We start from the raw sequence: 16,793 nt of genomic DNA on the forward strand, positions 1-16,793 counted from the left end.
TGATGCTTGGCGAACACCACCTCATCGTTGGCGGCCAACGCAGCGGCAAGTCGCGCCAGGCCGAAAGGCTGGCACAAGCTTGGCTGCGGCAGTCTGAGTCGCACAGCGTGACGGTGGTGGCCACGGCGCTGGCCTTTGACGACGAGATGCGTGATCGCATCAGGCGCCATCAGCAGGAACGGCCAGCGGGCATGGCCACGGTGGAGTCGCCCTTGCGGCTGGCCGAGACCTTGCATGCGCATGCTGTTCCGGGGCGCTTGCTGCTGGTGGACTGCCTGACCTTGTGGCTCACCAACTGGTTGATGCCTGCCGAAGGTGAGGCGGATCTGGCCGCATGGCGTGCCGAGCGCGAGGCGCTGCTGGCGGTGCTGCCCGATCTGCCTTCGCCCGTGGTGTTCGTGACCAACGAAGTGGGTTGGGGCATCGTGCCCATGTCGCGCGAGGTGCGGGCCTTTGTCGATGAGCTGGGTTGGCTCAACCAGACGGTGGCCCAGCGTTGTGGGCAGGTGACGTTGATGGTGGCCGGGCAGGCCTGGACGCGGCCTGTGACGCCGCACGAGGAATGACATGAGCATGAAGAGGATGTGGTGGTGGGTGTTGCCCGCCTTGATGGCGGTGCAGGCAGTGCAGATAGTCCAAGCCGCGCCTGGTGGCGTGACCTTGGTCGATGACCGCGGCGTGACCGTGCGCCTGGATGCGCCGCCTGCCCGCATCGTTACCTTGCTGCCATCGCTGACGGAGACGGTGTGTGAGCTGGGTGGTTGCGCGCGGCTGGTGGGCACGGACCGCTACTCCAACCACCCGGCCTCGGTGCGCAGCCTGCCCAAGACGGGTGGCCTGGACGATGCAAACATCGAGATGATCGCCTCCCTCAAACCCGATGTGGTGCTGCTGGCCTTGTCATCGCGCGTGACCGATCGGCTGGAATCACTGGGCATCAAGGTGGTGGCCCTGGAGCCCCGCACCTACAAGGATGTGCAGCGCGTGGCGACCAAGGTGGCCCAGATACTGGGCAGTGTCGATGGCGGCTTGCGTTTGTGGCAGCGGCTGGAGTCCCAGGTGGACGCGGCGGCCAAGATGGTGCCCGCCAGCGCGCGTGGCTTGAGCGTGTACTACGAAGTGGACAGCGCGCCTTACGCGGCCGGTGAGTCCTCCTTCATTGGCGAGACCTTGACTCGCCTGGGTGCCAAGAACATTGTGCCCACCAGCCTGGGGCCGTTTCCAAAATTGAACCCCGAGTACGTGGTGCGGGCCGATCCGCAGGTCATCATGATCTCGCAACGCCACGCGGCCGACGTGGGGGCGAGGCCGGGTTGGGACCGCATCCGCGCGGTGCGCGACAAGCATGTGTGCGCTTTCACGTCCGAGCAGGGCGATGTATTGTCCCGGCCCGGCCCACGCATGGGCGAGGCCGCGCAGATCATGGCGCGCTGCCTGCGTGATTCAGCCGCCACGATCGGTGCGGGTGCCTCGCGATGAAACCAGTCACCTTGCTGTTGGTGCTGGTCGTGGTGACGCTGGGCTTGCAGACCTTGGGGCTGGCCGTGGGCAGCACAGGCTGGTCGCCACCATGGGGTGACCCCACCGCGATGCAGATCGTCTGGGACATCCGTGCGCCCCGTTGCGCGGGTGCCTGGTTGGCGGGGGCATTGCTGGGCTTGGGCGGCGCCATCGCGCAGGGCCTGTTCCGCAACCCCTTGGCCGATCCTTATTTGCTGGGCAGTTCGTCCGGAGCGGCCTTGGGCGTGGCGGTATTGCTGGCCTTGCTGGGCGTCTCGCCAGTGGCGTCGGCGTGGAGCTTGCGTCTGGGCCTGACAGGGGCGGCCTTTGTGGGGGCGGTGGGTGCCGTGTCACTGACCTTGATCCTGGCGCGCGGCGTGCAACACACCTTGCGCCTCTTGCTGGCGGGTGTGGTTGTGGGCGTGGTGCTGGGTGCCCTGAGCGCGCTGACCATGCTGATGGTGCCCGACATCATGCGGGCCATGCAGGCCTTCATGATGGGCACGACGGGCTTCCTGGGCTGGAACAGCGTGACGATCCTGGCCAGCACTTTGGTGGTGAGCGTGCTGGTGGCTTTTGGCTGCAGCCGTGCGCTCGATGCCTTGACCTTGGGTGACTCGGCCGCCATCAGCCTGGGCGTGCGCCTGGCCGGGGTGCGCATGCTGCTGATCGCGGCCATGGCGCTGGCCACTGGGGCCGCCGTGGCGCAGGCCGGTCTGATCTCTTTCGTGGGCCTGGTGGCGCCGCACCTGGTGCGCAGCCGGGTCAATGCCACCAATGGGCCGGTGCTGGTGCTGTCGGCCTTGTTTGGCGGCGTGCTGCTGTTGGGCGCCGACATCGTCGCCCGCTGGGTGTGGGCGCCGCAAGAGCTGCCGGTGGGCGTGCTCACCGCCGTGTTGGGTGGCGGCTATTTGCTGTGGCGCATGAACCGGGGTGGATGACATGAACGCACCTCAGCACGCCAACGCCTTGAGCGCCGACATCCAGGCCGTGCGCTTGTCAAAGCAATGGGTGCTGCACCCCATTTCCTTGAAGCTGCCCGCCGGCCGCTGGACGGCCATCGTCGGGCCCAATGGCGCGGGCAAGTCCACGCTGTTGCGCACCCTGGCGGGCTTGCAGCCGTGCGATGGACAGATTGGCTTGCAAGGCCGCCCCTTGAACGAATGGCCCGCCAAGGAGCGCGCCCGGGCCCTGGCCTGGTTGGGTCAGAGCGAAGCCGGTGCCGATGACCTGAGCGCGCTTGACGTGGTCATGCTGGGCCGCTTGCCGCACCAGGCCTGGTTGGCGCCTGCCAGTCCGGCCGACCATGCCGCTGTGCAACAGGCCATGACGCAAACCCACTGCTGGGCTTGGAAGGAGCGCACCCTGGCCCACTTGTCGGGCGGCGAGCGCCAGCGCGTGTTGCTGGCGCGGGCCCTGGCCGTGCAGGCGCCCATCGTTTTGATGGACGAGCCTTTGGCCCACCTTGATCCTCCCCATCAGGCCGACTGGCTGTGCATCGTGCGTGAACTGGTGAAGCAGGGCGTGACCGTGGTCAGTGTGTTGCACGAGCTGAACATGGCCTTGCAGGCCGACGATCTGGTGGTGATGGCCAAGGGCCTGGTGCGCCACCATGGGCCTGTCGATTCGCCATTGGCCCACGCCGCATTGCAAGACGTGTTTGACCACCGGCTCAAGTTGTTCAACGTGGAGGGGCAATGGTTGGCCATCCCCTACACCGCGTGAGGAAGCCCACTGTGCAATGCCCCGCTGTGTTGATCAGCGCCCCGGCTTCCGGCCAGGGCAAGACCACGGCCACGGCGGCCTTGGCCCGGTGGCACCGCCAGCAAGGTTTGCGCGTGCGTGTCTTCAAGACCGGGCCTGATTTTCTGGATCCGATGATCCTGGCGCGCGCCAGTGGCCAGCCCGTTTATCAACTGGACTTGTGGATGGGCGGCGAGGCCCATTGCCGCGAGATGTTGTACCGGGCGGCGTGCGAGTCCGACCTGATCCTGGTGGAGGGGGTGATGGGCCTGCACGATGGCGAAGCGTCGAGCGCGAAGCTGGCCATGCGTTTTGGCTTGCCCGTGCTGGCTGTCATTGATGGCTCGGCCATGGCTCAAACTTTTGGTGCCATCGCGCTGGGCCTGGCGACCTACCGCCCGGGCTTGACCATGGCGGGCGTGTTGGCCAACCGGGTGGGCAGCGAGACGCACGCGCAGATGTTGCGTGAGAGCTTGCCCGAGGGCATGGCCTGGTTTGGCGCACTGCCGCGCAACGAAGCCTACGGCATGCCGTCGCGGCACCTGGGCCTGGTTCAGGCGGACGAGATCGCCGACATCGAGCAGCGCATCGAGCAGGCGGCGCAGGCCTTGGGGCGCCTGTCGCCAGCCTTGCCCTTGCCTGTGAATTTTGAGCCCGCCGAGCTTGATGAGCCTGATCAGCCAATGGTCCATGAGCGCAGCCTGCAAGGCGTGCGCATCGCCGTGGCGCGCGATGCCGCCTTCTCCTTCCTGTACCCGGCCAACCTGGACACCCTTCGTGATCTGGGGGCTGAGTTGAGTTTTTTCTCGCCCTTGAACGACACTGCATTGCCCGAGGCCGACAGCCTGTACCTTCCGGGGGGCTATCCCGAATTGCACTTGCATCAACTGGCCCAGAACAGCGCCATGAAGGCCGCCATCCATGCCCACCACGCGCATGGCAAGCCTTTGGTGGCCGAGTGTGGAGGCATGCTGTACCTGCTGGATTCGCTCAGCGATGTGCAGGGCCACACGGCGCTGATGCTGGGCTTGATGCCTGGCAAAGCGGTGCTGCAAAAGCGCTTCGTCAACCTGGGCATGCACGGCGTGAGCTTGCCCGAGGGCGCAATGCGTGGCCACACCTTCCACCACGCCAGCATGGACAGCCCGATGACCCCGGTGACATCAACGCTGCCCCAGCGCCAATCGGGCAAGGCCGAAGGTGTCTACCGCGCGGGCCGCCTGCACGCCTCATTCCTGCACTTGTACTTTCCTTCCAATCCGGCGGCTGCCTCCGCTTTGTTCGCTCCTGGAGCCCCGACATGATGATTGAAACTGGTTTTTCTCAGGTGGCGCAGTCGCTGCTGTGGCCTGTGCTCACCCTGGTGGCCTTGGGGTTTGTGTACGCCTTGTGGACCGGCGGCATGACCATGATGGAGGCCTGGCAGCGTTGGCGTAATCCGCGCTACACGGCCTTGCGCGTCACGCCTGACTTGTCGATGGAAGAGTTGGAGTTGTCCGTGATTCGGCAGATCGAGCCGGTGCGTTTGCTCAGCCGCTTGAGCCCGATGCTGGGCCTGATCGCCACGATGATCCCCCTGGGCCCGGCCCTTCAAAGCGTGGCAGCTGGCCAGGGTCAGCAGGCCTTGTCGGTGTTCAGCGGTGCTTTCGCCGGTGTGGTGCTGGCCCTGGCGGCCGCGTCCATCGGCCTGACCGTGTACTCGGTGCGCCGCCGCTGGTTGCTGGCCGAGCTGCTGAACGTGCGCAAGGCACGCGAGGTGGCCGCATGAGCTTCAAGCACATCCACGTGATGGCCGAAGATGACGACGACCCCATGCTGTCGGCCGTCAACCTGGTCGATGTCTTCCTGGTGCTGGTGGTGGCCTTGTTGACGGCGGTGGCCGCGCAGACGCAGACCAATGCGCAGGACAACGTCACCATCATCCGCAATCCGGGCAAACCGGACATGGAAGTGATCGTGCGCGAGAACGGCAAGGAGATCAAGTTCAAGGGCGCGGGCAGCGCTGGTGCGGGCGAAGGCCAGCGTGCCGGCGTGGCCTACAGGCTCAAGGACGGCAACATCGTGTACGTGCCGGAAACTGGGGCCTCCGCGCCCCAAGCCGCGGCCATGGGGCAGGGGGCTCGGTGAGCCTGGTCCTGTCTGGGGTGCGGTGTTTGATGGCCTGGCTGGTGCTGAGCCTGTGCGTCAGCATGAGCGCTCACGCTGCGTCGCCTGTGCTGCTGTGGTTGACCACGGATGTCACACCCGCTCCGCGCACGGCCATGATCGAGCGGCTGGCCCGCCAGCAGGGCCTGAGCGTGCAGCACCTGGCGTACCCCTTGCGGGGCGGCAGCACGCTCACCGTTGCCGAAGCCGCCGCGCTGGATTCAGCCTTGAAAGAGTCCGCGATGGTGTGGGTCGATGCGCCCCACATCACGGCGCAAACCCGATTGGAGCGTTTGCTGAATCAGCCTTTGTTGACAGCCCGCAGCGTGGTGTGGGTGACGCCTGATGGCGGTGCCAACCGCATCGCGGCTTATTTGCAGGCCGGTGGCGAGCTCAACACCGAGCATGCCCTGACCTTGTCCAAGGCTCTGATCAGGGGTTTGCCGGCGCCTGAGTTGCCAGCGCCCCAGGCCTGGCCCAGCCGCGGTCTGTACCACCCGGATGCGCCCGGTTTGTTCACGGATGCGCAGTCCTTGGCGCAATGGCAGCAGGCGCAAAGTGCGCTGCGCGACCGTCCGGCGGTGGTGTTGCTGGTTCACCGCTATCACTTCGTGAATGGCGCCACCCAGTGGATTGACGCTTGGCTGCGCATGTTCGCCAAACAAGGCATCTTTGCTTACGCGGCTTTTGGCCAGCAGGTGGACTCGGCTGGTTTGTCCGGCCTGCTGGAGGTGCCCGGGTCGAACGGTTTGAATGGGGCAGATCGCCATCTGCACGCTCAGGTCGTGGTGATCCACCAGTTGTTGCCGCAAAGTGCGGCCTTGCAGCCACTGTTCGCCCGCTGGGGTGCGCCGGTGTTGTTGACGCAGCCTTACCGGTCTGGCGACACGGCTGCCTGGGCGCAGGACGAGGGCGGCCTGTCGCAAAGCGATGTGCCTTTTTACCTGTCCCAGCCTGAAGGCGCGGGCGCCATGGACCCGATCATGGTGGTGGCCCACGCTGATCAAGGCCGTCGGCCCGAGTTGATCGAACGCCAGGCCCTAGCCGTGGTGGCCAAGGCGCGCCGCCTGATCGCACTGCAGACCAAGCCAGCGGCCGACAAGCGCCTGGTGGCCATGGTCTACAACTACCCGCCGGGCGGCAGCAATTTCGGGGCCTCGTTCCTGAATGTGCCGCGCAGCCTGGAACAGGTCTCTGGCAGCCTGGCCCAGGCCGGCTATGCCACCCATTCGGTGCCCGAAGCACAATGGATTGATGGCCTCAAGCCCATGCTGGCCGCCTACTACCCCGGCGCTGACCTGCAGGCCTTGCTGGCCAGCAACCAGGCGGCGGCCTTGCCCTTGAAAAACTACGAAGTCTGGTGGGGCACGCTGCCCGCCAAGGTGCGTCAGCGCATCGAGGCGCAGTGGGGCGCGCCAGCCAGCAGCCGCTATGTGGTGTCCTACCAGGGCCAGCGTGTGTTCGTGATCCCGCGCATGCAGGTGGGTCAGCTGTCGGTGCTGCCGCAGCCGCCGCGTGAAGAAACTTTGCACCTGGGCCAGAACCCTTTCATGCACCGCAGCAAGGCGCCCTTGTCCCACCATTACCTGGCGGTGTACTTGTGGGCCAGGCAGGCCGATGCCTTGATCCACTTTGGCACCCACGGCACGCAGGAATGGGCGCCGGGCAAGGCGCGCAGCCTGGATGTCTGGGACGATGCCTTGCTGCCCTTGGGCGACGTGCCGGTGGTCTACCCCTACATCGTCGACAACCTGGGCGAAGCCCTGACGGCCAAGCGGCGTGGGCGCGCGGTGCTGGTCAGCCACAAGACGCCGGTGTTCTCGCCAGCGGGCTTCGAGGCCAAGATGGCCCACATGCACGAGTTGATGCACGAGTGGGAAACCGTCGATGCCGGGCCGACCAAGCAAGCGCTGGAGCGCCAACTGGTGGGCAATTTTGTGGAACACCAGCTGCACCGCGATTTGGGCTGGACGGCCGAGCGCATCGCGGCGGATTTCTCTGGTTTCCTGGAGTTGCTGCACCCCTACCTGGACGCCTTGGCGCAGAGTTCGCAGCCCAAGGGCCTGGCCGTGTTCGGCCGCGTACCCGAGGCCGCGCAGCGCCATCAAACCATCTTGCAGGCCTTGCGCAAACCGCTGATCGAGGCCTTGGGCGAGGACATCGACGAAGCATTTTTGATCGACTACCAGTCAGTGGCCACAGCGCGGCCCTCGCGTTGGCTGGACGTGGCCCTGGTCGATGCACAGAAGGCCAGCACATTGGATTTGCGGCCCGCTTTGCCCATTGGCCCGGTGCCCAACCGCGCAGCGCGCAAGCCGATTGATTCGGTCGCCTTGTTCAAGTTGGCCGAGCGGGCGCAGGCTTTGGAGGCCTTGTTGTCCACCGAAGGCGAGATGCCGGGTTTGCTCACGGCCTTGTCGGGGCACTTCATCACAGCAGCCTACGGCGGCGATCCCATCCGCAACCCCGACAGCCTGCCCACCGGCCGCAACCTGACCGGCCTGGACCCCAGCCGCTTGCCCACGCGGCAGGCCTATGCGGTGGCCAAAGGCTTGTTCAATGATTGGCTCAAGACCTGGCGCGCTGAGCATGGCGGTCAAACGCCCACGCGCATGGCCTTGTCGCTTTGGGCCGGCGAAACCTTGCGCCACCAGGGCATCATGGAAGCGCAAGCCTTGGTGGCCTTGGGGGTCGAGCCCGTGTGGGATGACTCAGGCAGGCCGACCGGTGTGCGCGTCATTCCGGCTTCTACCCTGCAGCGTCCGCGTGTGGACGTCCTGCTCAGCATCACCGGTTCGTACCGCGATCAGTTCCCCGCTTTGATGGCCTTGGTGGACCAGGCCGTGGCGGCGGCGTCAACGGCCGAGCCTGTCAATGCCGTGTCCAGCAACACGGCGGTGGTCGCGGCCGAATTGGTCAAGGAGGGCGTGCCGCGTGCGCAGGCCCAAGTGCTTGCACGGGCGCGGGTGTTTGGCAACGTGAGTGGCGACTATGGCACCGGCTTGTCGGAGGCCGTGCAATCTGAAGGCGTCCAGCGCGATGACAGCCGCCTGGGTGAGATGTTCCTGCAGCGCATGAGCCAACCCTATGTTGATGGCCAGGCGTTGGAGGGCTTGCCCAAGGGCGTGGCCGCCAAGGCCTTGGGCGCGCACCTGCGGCACACGCAGGCAGCCGTGCTGTCGCGCACCTCGCACCTCTACGCCATGGTCACGTCTGATGATCCCTTCCAGTACCTGGGCGGTTTGGCAGCCGCAGCACGAAGCGCGGGCAAAACCGAGGCGCTCGGCCTGTACGTGAACCAGTTGCAGGATGCCAGCGAGGTCCACACGCAGTCGGCGGCCACCAGCATCGCGCTGGAGATGCAATCACGCTACCTGCACCCCGGCTGGCTGCAAGCCCAGAAAGCCGAGGGCTATTCAGGCACCTTGCAAGTGCTCAAGGCCTTGCAATTCGCCTGGGGCTGGCAGGTCACCGCACCCGACACTGTCCGCCCAGATCACTGGCAAAATTTTTACGAAGTGTTGGTGCAGGACAAGCACAAGCTGGGTTTGCCGCCATGGCTGCGCACGCACCCTCAGGCGTATGCGCAATCGCTGGAGCGACTGGTGCAGGCCCAGCGCATGGGCTATTGGCAGCCCGATGCGGCCACGCAGCAGCAAGTGGCCCGGTTGTACAAAGACCTGACCCGCGAGGCGCCTTTGCCTGGTGAGATGGGGGTCGTGCGCCATTGGGTGGCGCAACAATTGAACGAGCCCACGCCCGCTGAAGTGCCCCAGGCGGCGCCACCACCCAGGCCCGCGCCAACGCCATCTCAAAAACCGGCGGCCCAAGCTGCTGAGCCCACACCAGCGCCCAACCTTCAAGGTCTGTTGTTGCAGCGCCAGCCTGACAATCCCAAATCTGAGCTGGACGTCGGCCAAGAGTTGGCCCGCGCTTTGGCCGCCGTTTTGATCGCCTTGTTGGTGGTCGGCGGCGCGTCTTGGCAAGCGTTGCGCCGACCCGTGGCCGCCGCCGCCTGATCATTGCACCCAAGACTGGAGAAACTTTCATGGAAATCGAATCCCCCCCCGTTGACCGCCAGGTTGAGAAGCCCGATGGCGAGCGCCGTGGCCTGTTGCTCGTCAACACCGGCGATGGCAAGGGCAAAAGCACCTCCGCCTTTGGCCTGGCACTGCGCGCGCATGGCCGTGGCAAGGCCGTCAAGATCTACCAGTTCATGAAAGTGCCCAGTGCCCGCTTTGGCGAGCACCGCGTGTTCGAGCAACTGGGGGTGCCGATTGAAGGCCTGGGCGATGGCTTCAGCTGGAAGAGTCGCGATCTGGAGCATTCGGCCCAACTGGCCCGTGATGGCTGGGCCAAGGCACTCGAAACCATCAACGCTGGCGAGCATTTCCTGGTGGTGCTGGACGAAATCATGTACCCATTGCGCTATGGCTGGGTGCCCTTGGAACCCGTGCTGGCGGCCTTGCGTGACCGGCCCAGCCATGTGCACGTGATGTTGACGGGGCGCGGGTGCCCGCAAGAGCTGATCGACATCGCGGACACGGTGACCGAGATGGCCGCTGTCAAGCACCACTACAACGCAGGCGTGCCTGCGCAGCGCGGCATCGAAGACTGACCCGATGTCGCCCTGGGTGAGCCTGCTGGCCATGGCCGTCGCGCTGCTGATCGACCGACGCTGGGGCGAGCCGCCGGCGTGGGCGCACCCGGTGGTGGGCATGGGGCGTTACCTGGGGTGGCTGGGGCCGCTTCTCAGTTGCTGGCGTCCGTGGCTTGCATTCGTGGGCGGTGCGCTGGCCTGGTGTTTGGGCGGCTTGCTGGTGGTGATGCTGGCGTGGTTTGCCCAAGGTGGTCTGTCGCAATGCCCTTGGTATGTGCAAGTGCCGTTGCTGGGCGCGCTGCTCAAGCCCTTGCTGGCCTGGCGCATGCTGCGCGATGAAGTGGCATCGGTCGAGCGCGCGCTGGGCGAATCCTTGGAGACGGGGAGGGCTCAACTGCAACGCCTGGTCAGCCGCGACGTGAGTCAGCTTGACGAAGTGGCCGTGCGTGAAAGCGCCATCGAGTCCCTGGCTGAGAACCTGAACGATTCACTGGTGGCGCCCCTGTTGTGGTTCGCGGTGGGTGGCCTGGGCGCGGCGGCGCTCTACCGTTTCGCCAACACCGCCGACGCGATGTGGGGTTATCGCGGCCGCTACGAATGGGCGGGCAAATGGGCGGCCCGTGCAGACGATGTTTTGTCATGGATACCGGCGCGCGTCACGGCGCTGCTGCTGTGCCTGTCGGCAGGCGCCGTGCCGGCCTGGTCGGCGATCAAGACGCAAGCCCGTGCCACGCCATCGCCCAATGGCGGGTGGCCCATGGGTGTCATGGCCTTGTTGCTGATGGTGCGTTTGAGCAAACCGGGGGTGTATGTGTTGAATGAATCCGCACCATTGCCCCAAGCTCGGCACACCGCGCAAGCTTTGGCCTGGGCGCAAAGGGCGGTGTGGTGGGCCGCGGCCTGGTGTGCCGTCTTGATCATGGCGCCCGCCTGCCGGGCAGGGGGAAGCCATTGATGATGCCGCGCTTGAATGAACATGGTGGCCCCGACAACGGCGCGCCCATCACCCACGATTTTTCCAGCAACGCCAATCCGCTGGGCGCGCCCGACGAGGTCGTGCAAGCCATCCAAGCGGCCGATCGCCAGCGCTACCCCGATCCCGACTATCAAGCCTTGCGCGAATGCCTGGCCCAAGTGCTGGGTGCGCAGGCTGCGCGCGTGTTGCCCACGGCGGGCAGCAGCGAGGCGATTCGCCGATTGACCTTGGCCGCCTCCTTGCGAGGTGTACGGCAGGTCTGGGTGCCGCAACCGGGTTACGGTGACTACCGATCCGCCGCGCTGGCGTTGGGCCTGGAGGTGCAGGGCTACACCAGCGGTGAGGCTTTGCTCAGTGCTTTGATGGAACAGGCCAGACCTTCGCTGGTCTGGCTGTGCGAGCCCTGCAACCCCACGGGCCAAAGCCTGCCACCATCGTTCTGGATGGCACTGGCCGAGCTGCAGCGTCAGCATCCCGTGATGCTGGCCGTGGACCGCGCCTACGAACCCTTGCGTCTGGTGGGGCAGGATCCTGTCCCAGCCGCTTTGGCCGATCAATGCTGGCAACTGTGTTCGCCCAACAAAGCGCTGGGGCTGACGGGGGTGCGCGCTGGGTACGTGATTGCACCGGTGGATGATGCCGTGCTTGAGGTGGCAACTTTCCAGGCCCTGGCCCCCAGTTGGGTCTTGTCGGCCGAAGGCGTGGCCATGTTGCAGGCTTGGCATCGGCCAGGCACGCAAGCCTGGTTGGCCCGTTCACGCCACACGCTTGCCCTTTGGATGGCCGCCCAACAAACCGCCTTGATGCGATTGGGTTGGCATTGCCAACCCTCGGTGGTGCCTTTCATGCTGGCCAGGCCCACACACTCCGTCAACTTGCTCAGAGACCACGGCATCAAGCTGCGAGATGCCAGCAGCTTTGGCCTGCCCGGTTGGGTGCGTTTGAGCGCGCAGGCGCCTCACGCGCAACAAGCCCTGTTGCAGGCACTGACCCAAATGGAGAGCACCCCATGAGCGCCAAAGCCGTGATGGTCCTGGGCACCACCAGCGGTGCTGGCAAAAGTTGGCTGGCCACGGCGCTGTGCCGTTGGTATGCGCTCCAGGGCTTGAAGGTGGCGCCCTTCAAAGCCCAGAACATGAGCAACAACGCCCGCGTCGTGCCAGGCTTGAACGGCCGCCTGGGCGAGATCGGCAGTGCGCAGTACTTCCAGGCCCTGGCCGCGCGTGCCCGTCCTGAAGTGCGAATGAACCCGATCCTGCTCAAGCCTGAGCGCGATACGGCCAGCCAGGTCGTGGTGCTGGGCGAGGTCCGCCCCGACCTGCACCAGGTGCCCTGGCGCCAACGCAGCGAGCAACTGTGGCCCTTTGCGCGCGATGCCTTGCAGGCCTTGATGGCCGAGAACGACGTGGTCGTGATCGAAGGCGCGGGCTCGCCGGCCGAGATCAACCTGCACCACAGCGACTACGTCAACATGCGAACGGCCTTGGCGGCACAAGCAGCCTGCCTGCTGGTCACCGACATCGACCGGGGCGGGGCCTTTGCCCACCTTTTTGGCACCCACCAGTTGCTGCCCGAGCATGAACGCGCCCTGATCCGGGGTTATGTCCTGAACCGTTTCAGGGGTGATGCCGCCTTGCTGGCCCCCGGCCCCGAGCAACTGCAGGCCTTGACGGGCGTGCCCACCGTGGCCGTCCTGCCCATGTGGCGCGGCCACGGCCTGCCCGAAGAGGACGGTGTGTTCGACGATACCGCCACGGGCCCCGGCACGGCCCAGGCCCTCAAACGCATCGCCATCGTGGCCTACCCGCGCATCAGCAACCTCGATGAGTTCCAGCCCTTGCGAGCCGCGCCCGGCGTGCGCCTGGTCTGGGCAAGGCATCCCGCGGACCTGGACGGGGCCGATTGGGTCATCCTGCCCGGCTCCAAGCACACCACCTCGGACCTGGCTTGGTTGAGAAGCCAGGGGCTGGATGCGGCGATTCAAGGCCACGCGGCCGCAGGTGGGGTCGTGCTGGGCGTGTGTGGTGGCTTGCAGATGCTGGGACAGGCCTTGATCGACTTGGACGGCATCGAAGCCGACCCCGCGACCGCCGGGGCAGTGACCACATCAACCCCAGGCCTGAACCTGCTGCCCCTGGTGACCACCTTCGAGCGCGACAAGCTGCTGCTGGAGACTCAGGCAGCTTTTGGCCCAACAACCCATGCATGGTCCAGCCTGGCGGGCGCCCACGTTCAAGGCTATGAAATTCACCACGGCCGCACCGCCGCGCCGTCCGCCCAAGCTGGGCTGCTGGCCATCCTTCACAACGACCAAGGCGAAGCCCTGGGTTGGCAACAAGGCAATGTGATGGGTCTCTACCTTCACGGCCTGTTCGAATCGCCCACCGCCATGCGGGCCCTGTTCGGCATCCAGGCTCAACCATTGGACGCCGTGTTCGACGGCCTGGCCGATTTCATCGACCAGCACTTCTCGCCCGGCACACTCATGAACCTCCTCACCGCACCCACCGCATGAACACATCGCAAGGCCCCCAACGCATCGCCTGCCTGTCGACCGAATCGGTCGATGTGCTCTACCGCCTGGGCGCGCAAGACCGCATCGTCGGCATCTCGGGCTTCACCGTCTACCCGCCCCAGGCCAGAGAAGACAAGCCCAAGATCAGCGGCTTCAAAACCGGCAAGCTGGAGCGCATCCTCGACGTCAAGCCTGACCTGGTGATCGGTTTTTCTGAAGTGCAACGCCCCTTGCTGGACGCCTGCGCCGAAGCAGGCGTGGAGGTGATGTGGTTCAACCACCGCAGTCTGGCCGGCGTGTCCGACATGATCCGCATGCTGGGTCAGACTGTGCAGCGCACCGAGGCCGCCGAGACATTGGTGAGCGAGCTGGAAACCATCCAGGCCCAGGTCGCGCAGGCCGCTCAGCGCCTGCCCTTCAAGCCCCGCGTCTACTTTGAAGAATGGCACTCGCCCCTGATCTGCGGCATCGCCTGGATCAGCGAGATCATCCAGTTGGCAGGCGGCATCGATGTGTTCGCCGACACCGCCCAACGTTTTCCTTCGCGCGAACGCGCCGTGACGCCCGAGCAGGTCCTGGCTGCCGAGCCACAGCTCATCATGGGCGCCTGGTGCGGCCAGCGCTTCGAGCCTGAAAAAGTCCTGGCCCGTGAAGGCTTCCCGGCCCTGAACGCCATGATGCAAGACATCCCTTCATCCGACATCCTGTCCCCCGGCCCGGCCGCCATCGAGCGCGGCCTGATCCACATCTTCGACGCCATCGCCCGCTGCGCTGGCACCACCCCACAAGCCCTGGGCTTCGGTGCCGGAGCACCTCAATCATGACCGAGCTGAACGCCATCACCGACCTCCACAACCCTGCCCGCGCCCAGCGCCTGCAGCACCTGCTGGACCACAAGACCAAGCCCTTGGGATCGCTGGGGCGCCTGGAGGCCCTGGCCCTGCAACTGGGCTTGATCCTGGACACCGAGGCCCCACAACTGACGCAGCCGCAAATGGTGGTTTTTGCTGGCGACCATGGTTTAACCGCGCAAGGCATCTCTCTATTCCCCAGCGACGTCACCTGGCAGATGGTGGAGAATTTCCTGGCCGGTGGGGCTGCTGTCAGCGTCTTGGCGCGCCAACACGGCCTGGCCCTGACCGTGGTGGACGCGGGCGTGGCCCATGATTTCGCGCCACGCCCTGGCCTGCAATTGCGCAAGATCGCCCCTGGCACGGCCGATGCCAGCCAGGGTCCCGCCATGACCTCTGCCCAATGCCAGTCGGCCCTGGACGCAGGCGCCGACGTGCTGCGCAGTCTGCCCGGCAACGCTGTGCTGATGGGCGAAATGGGCATCGGCAACACCTCCAGCGCGGCCTTGCTGATGGCGCGCTTGACCGGCCTGCCCATCGAGCAATGCGTGGGACGCGGCACCGGCCTGGACGACGCCGGCGTGCAGCGCAAGCTGGCCGTGTTGCGCCAGGTGCTGGCCCGCCACGAGCAAGCCATCGAGCCTTTGCAAGCACTGGCCGCCATGGGCGGTTTCGAGATCGCCATGATGGTCGGAGCCGTTCTTGAAGCCGCCGCGCAGAACCGGGTCATCGTGGTCGATGGTTTCATCGCCAGCAGCGCCGTGCTGGTGGCGCAAGCACTGCAGCCCCTGGTCCTGCAACGCTGCGTGTTCGCGCACCAGTCCGACGAGCAAGGCCATGCCCGCATGCTGTCTCACCTGAAGGCTCAGCCGCTGCTGAACCTGGGCCTGCGCCTGGGCGAAGGTTCTGGCGCGGCATTGGCCTGGCCGTTGCTGGAATCGAGTTGCCGGATCCTGGCCGAGATGGCCAGCTTTGCGTCCGCCGGCGTCAGCACTGCCGATGGCGACAGCGCATCCAGCCAAGCGCAGGGCGTCTGATGATCGGCCGGGGCCTCGTGCATGAACTGCGGTTGCTGCTGGTGGCCGTGCAGTTCCTCACCCGCGTGCCCGTGCCGCGCTGGGTGGGTTTTGAGGCGGCATGGCTGAACGACTGCGCGCGCCACCTGCCCCTGGTGGGCCTGGGCATCGGCGCATTTGGCGCGCTGGTTTGGGGCGCGGCTGTTCAAGTGTGGCCACCCGCGGTCGCCGTGGTGTTGAGCATGGTGGCCACGGTCTGGCTGACCGGCGGTTTTCACGAAGATGGCCTGAGCGACACCTGCGATGCGCTGGGCGGCACCGTCAGCCGCGACAAAGCCTTGCTGATCATGAAAGATTCGCGCATCGGGGCTTATGGCGCCATCAGCCTGGTCTTGATGCTGGGGCTGAAAGCCGCCACCTTGGTTGGCCTGGCCCTGCATGGCCTGTGGTGGCCAGTGTTGGCCTTGGTCTGGGCGCATGCCGCCTCGCGTGCCGTGGCCGTGACCTTGATGCGCCTGTTGCCCTACGCTGGTGACATCGAGCATGCCAAGGCCAAGCCGCTGGCCCTCAGCGTGCGCTCCAGTGCGGTGGTGGTGGCCTGGTGCTGGGTGTTGCTGGCCACCGTGGGCCTGGTCTTCATGTCGCCATTCAATGATCCGCTCGCGGTCCTCCTGCCCGCCATGGTGTCGGCCTGGCTGGCCTGCGGTTTGGTGACCTGGGTGTGCGCCCGCTGGTATCGACAACGTTTGGGCGGCTACACCGGTGACACGCTCGGTGCCGCGCAGCAGTTCAGCGAAGTCGCCGCTTTGCTTGCCTGGTTGGCGGTGGTCAACCACGGGGCCGCCATGGCCGCCTGGTTCTCATGAGCGATCTGGTGGCAGGGCGCGTCACGTTGTGGGCCTGGCGTCATCCCAAACCCGAGAACGTGGCGGGCCGGTGCATCGGACGCACCGATGTCACCGTGCCTGCCCGACGTGCCAAGCGCCTGGCACGGCGCATCCAGCAGGCCGCACGTCGGCATGGTCTCGCGAAGGTGGTGCACACCTCGCCTTTGCAGCGCTGCGCCCTGGTGGGCCGCTACCTGCGACGCTGGGGCTGGACCCATGTTCAAGACACCACCCTGCTGGAATTGAACTTTGGCAGCTGGGACGGACTGCCCTGGCGCGACATCCCGCAAGATCGCATCGATCAATGGTGCAAAGCCTTCGCCACCCACGCGCCTGGGGATGGTGAGGCCTTGCAATCCTTGCTGGTGCGGGCGGCGGCCTGGACACCCCTCAGCCCACCCATCAGCCACAGCGCCGTCGTGGTCGCACATGCCGGCTGGATGCTGGCTCGGCGCTGGGTTCATGAGCATCCGCAGCAGCCACCGCAACTGGCGGCACAGTGGCCCGCCTCGCCGCCCTATGGCACTTTGTGGCGTTTGCCTTGAGCCTGCCCCGCACCC

Annotated in this window: 16 protein-coding genes; all 16 read left to right on the plus strand. The window is 66.0% G+C overall.

Annotation, left to right across the window (positions count from 1 at the left end; translation table 11 throughout):
• Nucleotides 1–2 precede the first annotated feature (2 nt).
• Genes cobU through H7225_RS06525 form a run of 16 tightly spaced genes read left to right on the plus strand, consistent with a single transcriptional unit; the run spans nucleotide 3 to nucleotide 16,778 of the window.
• Nucleotides 3–566: a bifunctional adenosylcobinamide kinase/adenosylcobinamide-phosphate guanylyltransferase gene (cobU, locus tag H7225_RS06450; protein ID WP_290660009.1), complete on the plus strand. Its 564-nt coding sequence runs from the start codon at nucleotides 3–5 to the stop codon at nucleotides 564–566.
• Nucleotides 567–609: 43 nt separating this feature from the next.
• On the plus strand, nucleotides 610–1,479 hold the full coding sequence (locus H7225_RS06455) for a helical backbone metal receptor (RefSeq protein WP_290660065.1): 870 nt from the start codon (nucleotides 610–612) through the stop codon (nucleotides 1,477–1,479).
• A complete protein-coding gene (locus H7225_RS06460) occupies nucleotides 1,476–2,441 on the plus strand; it encodes an iron ABC transporter permease (protein ID WP_290660011.1) in 966 nt (321 codons plus the stop codon). Before H7225_RS06455 ends, H7225_RS06460 begins: the two co-directional genes overlap by 4 nt.
• 1 nt (nucleotide 2,442) lies before the next feature.
• Nucleotides 2,443–3,225 carry an ABC transporter ATP-binding protein gene (locus H7225_RS06465; RefSeq protein ID WP_290660013.1) on the plus strand — a complete coding sequence of 261 codons (783 nt, stop codon included), beginning with the start codon at nucleotides 2,443–2,445 and terminating at the stop codon, nucleotides 3,223–3,225.
• Between the two features lie 11 nt (nucleotides 3,226–3,236).
• Nucleotides 3,237–4,547 (plus strand): cobyrinate a,c-diamide synthase, encoded by a 1,311-nt coding sequence (locus tag H7225_RS06470; RefSeq protein ID WP_290660015.1) that lies wholly within the window; start codon nucleotides 3,237–3,239, stop codon nucleotides 4,545–4,547.
• Nucleotides 4,544–5,011, plus strand: a complete 468-nt coding sequence (locus H7225_RS06475) for a hypothetical protein (RefSeq protein ID WP_290660017.1) — start codon at nucleotides 4,544–4,546, stop codon at nucleotides 5,009–5,011. Before H7225_RS06470 ends, H7225_RS06475 begins: the two co-directional genes overlap by 4 nt.
• Nucleotides 5,008–5,370: a DUF2149 domain-containing protein gene (locus H7225_RS06480; RefSeq protein ID WP_290660019.1), complete on the plus strand. Its 363-nt coding sequence runs from the start codon at nucleotides 5,008–5,010 to the stop codon at nucleotides 5,368–5,370. Before H7225_RS06475 ends, H7225_RS06480 begins: the two co-directional genes overlap by 4 nt.
• 29 nt (nucleotides 5,371–5,399) lie before the next feature.
• Nucleotides 5,400–9,407, plus strand: a complete 4,008-nt coding sequence (gene cobN / locus H7225_RS06485; protein ID WP_290660067.1) for a cobaltochelatase subunit CobN — start codon at nucleotides 5,400–5,402, stop codon at nucleotides 9,405–9,407.
• A 29-nt stretch (nucleotides 9,408–9,436) separates the two neighbouring features.
• The gene (gene cobO / locus H7225_RS06490; RefSeq protein ID WP_290660021.1) at nucleotides 9,437–10,006 is read left to right on the plus strand and encodes a cob(I)yrinic acid a,c-diamide adenosyltransferase; all 570 of its coding nucleotides are present in this window, start codon (nucleotides 9,437–9,439) and stop codon (nucleotides 10,004–10,006) included.
• A 4-nt stretch (nucleotides 10,007–10,010) separates the two neighbouring features.
• Nucleotides 10,011–10,943: an adenosylcobinamide-phosphate synthase CbiB gene (cbiB, locus tag H7225_RS06495; protein WP_290660023.1), complete on the plus strand. Its 933-nt coding sequence runs from the start codon at nucleotides 10,011–10,013 to the stop codon at nucleotides 10,941–10,943.
• Between the two features lie 11 nt (nucleotides 10,944–10,954).
• Nucleotides 10,955–11,977 (plus strand): pyridoxal phosphate-dependent aminotransferase, encoded by a 1,023-nt coding sequence (locus H7225_RS06500; RefSeq protein ID WP_290660025.1) that lies wholly within the window; start codon nucleotides 10,955–10,957, stop codon nucleotides 11,975–11,977.
• Nucleotides 11,974–13,479: a cobyric acid synthase gene (locus H7225_RS06505; RefSeq protein WP_290660027.1), complete on the plus strand. Its 1,506-nt coding sequence runs from the start codon at nucleotides 11,974–11,976 to the stop codon at nucleotides 13,477–13,479. Before H7225_RS06500 ends, H7225_RS06505 begins: the two co-directional genes overlap by 4 nt.
• Nucleotides 13,476–14,303, plus strand: a complete 828-nt coding sequence (locus H7225_RS06510; protein ID WP_290660029.1) for an ABC transporter substrate-binding protein — start codon at nucleotides 13,476–13,478, stop codon at nucleotides 14,301–14,303. Before H7225_RS06505 ends, H7225_RS06510 begins: the two co-directional genes overlap by 4 nt.
• Nucleotides 14,300–15,367 (plus strand): nicotinate-nucleotide--dimethylbenzimidazole phosphoribosyltransferase, encoded by a 1,068-nt coding sequence (cobT, locus tag H7225_RS06515; protein WP_290660032.1) that lies wholly within the window; start codon nucleotides 14,300–14,302, stop codon nucleotides 15,365–15,367. Before H7225_RS06510 ends, cobT begins: the two co-directional genes overlap by 4 nt.
• A 17-nt stretch (nucleotides 15,368–15,384) precedes the next feature.
• Nucleotides 15,385–16,212, plus strand: coding sequence for an adenosylcobinamide-GDP ribazoletransferase (locus H7225_RS06520; protein ID WP_290660034.1), 828 nt, complete (start codon nucleotides 15,385–15,387; stop codon nucleotides 16,210–16,212).
• The gene (locus H7225_RS06525; protein ID WP_290660036.1) at nucleotides 16,209–16,778 is read left to right on the plus strand and encodes a histidine phosphatase family protein; all 570 of its coding nucleotides are present in this window, start codon (nucleotides 16,209–16,211) and stop codon (nucleotides 16,776–16,778) included. Before H7225_RS06520 ends, H7225_RS06525 begins: the two co-directional genes overlap by 4 nt.
• The last annotated feature ends 15 nt before the right edge of the window (nucleotides 16,779–16,793 follow it).

The sequence above is a fragment of the Aquabacterium sp. genome, from assembly GCF_014378415.1.
In the GTDB taxonomy this organism is placed as follows: domain Bacteria; phylum Pseudomonadota; class Gammaproteobacteria; order Burkholderiales; family Burkholderiaceae_C; genus Aquabacterium.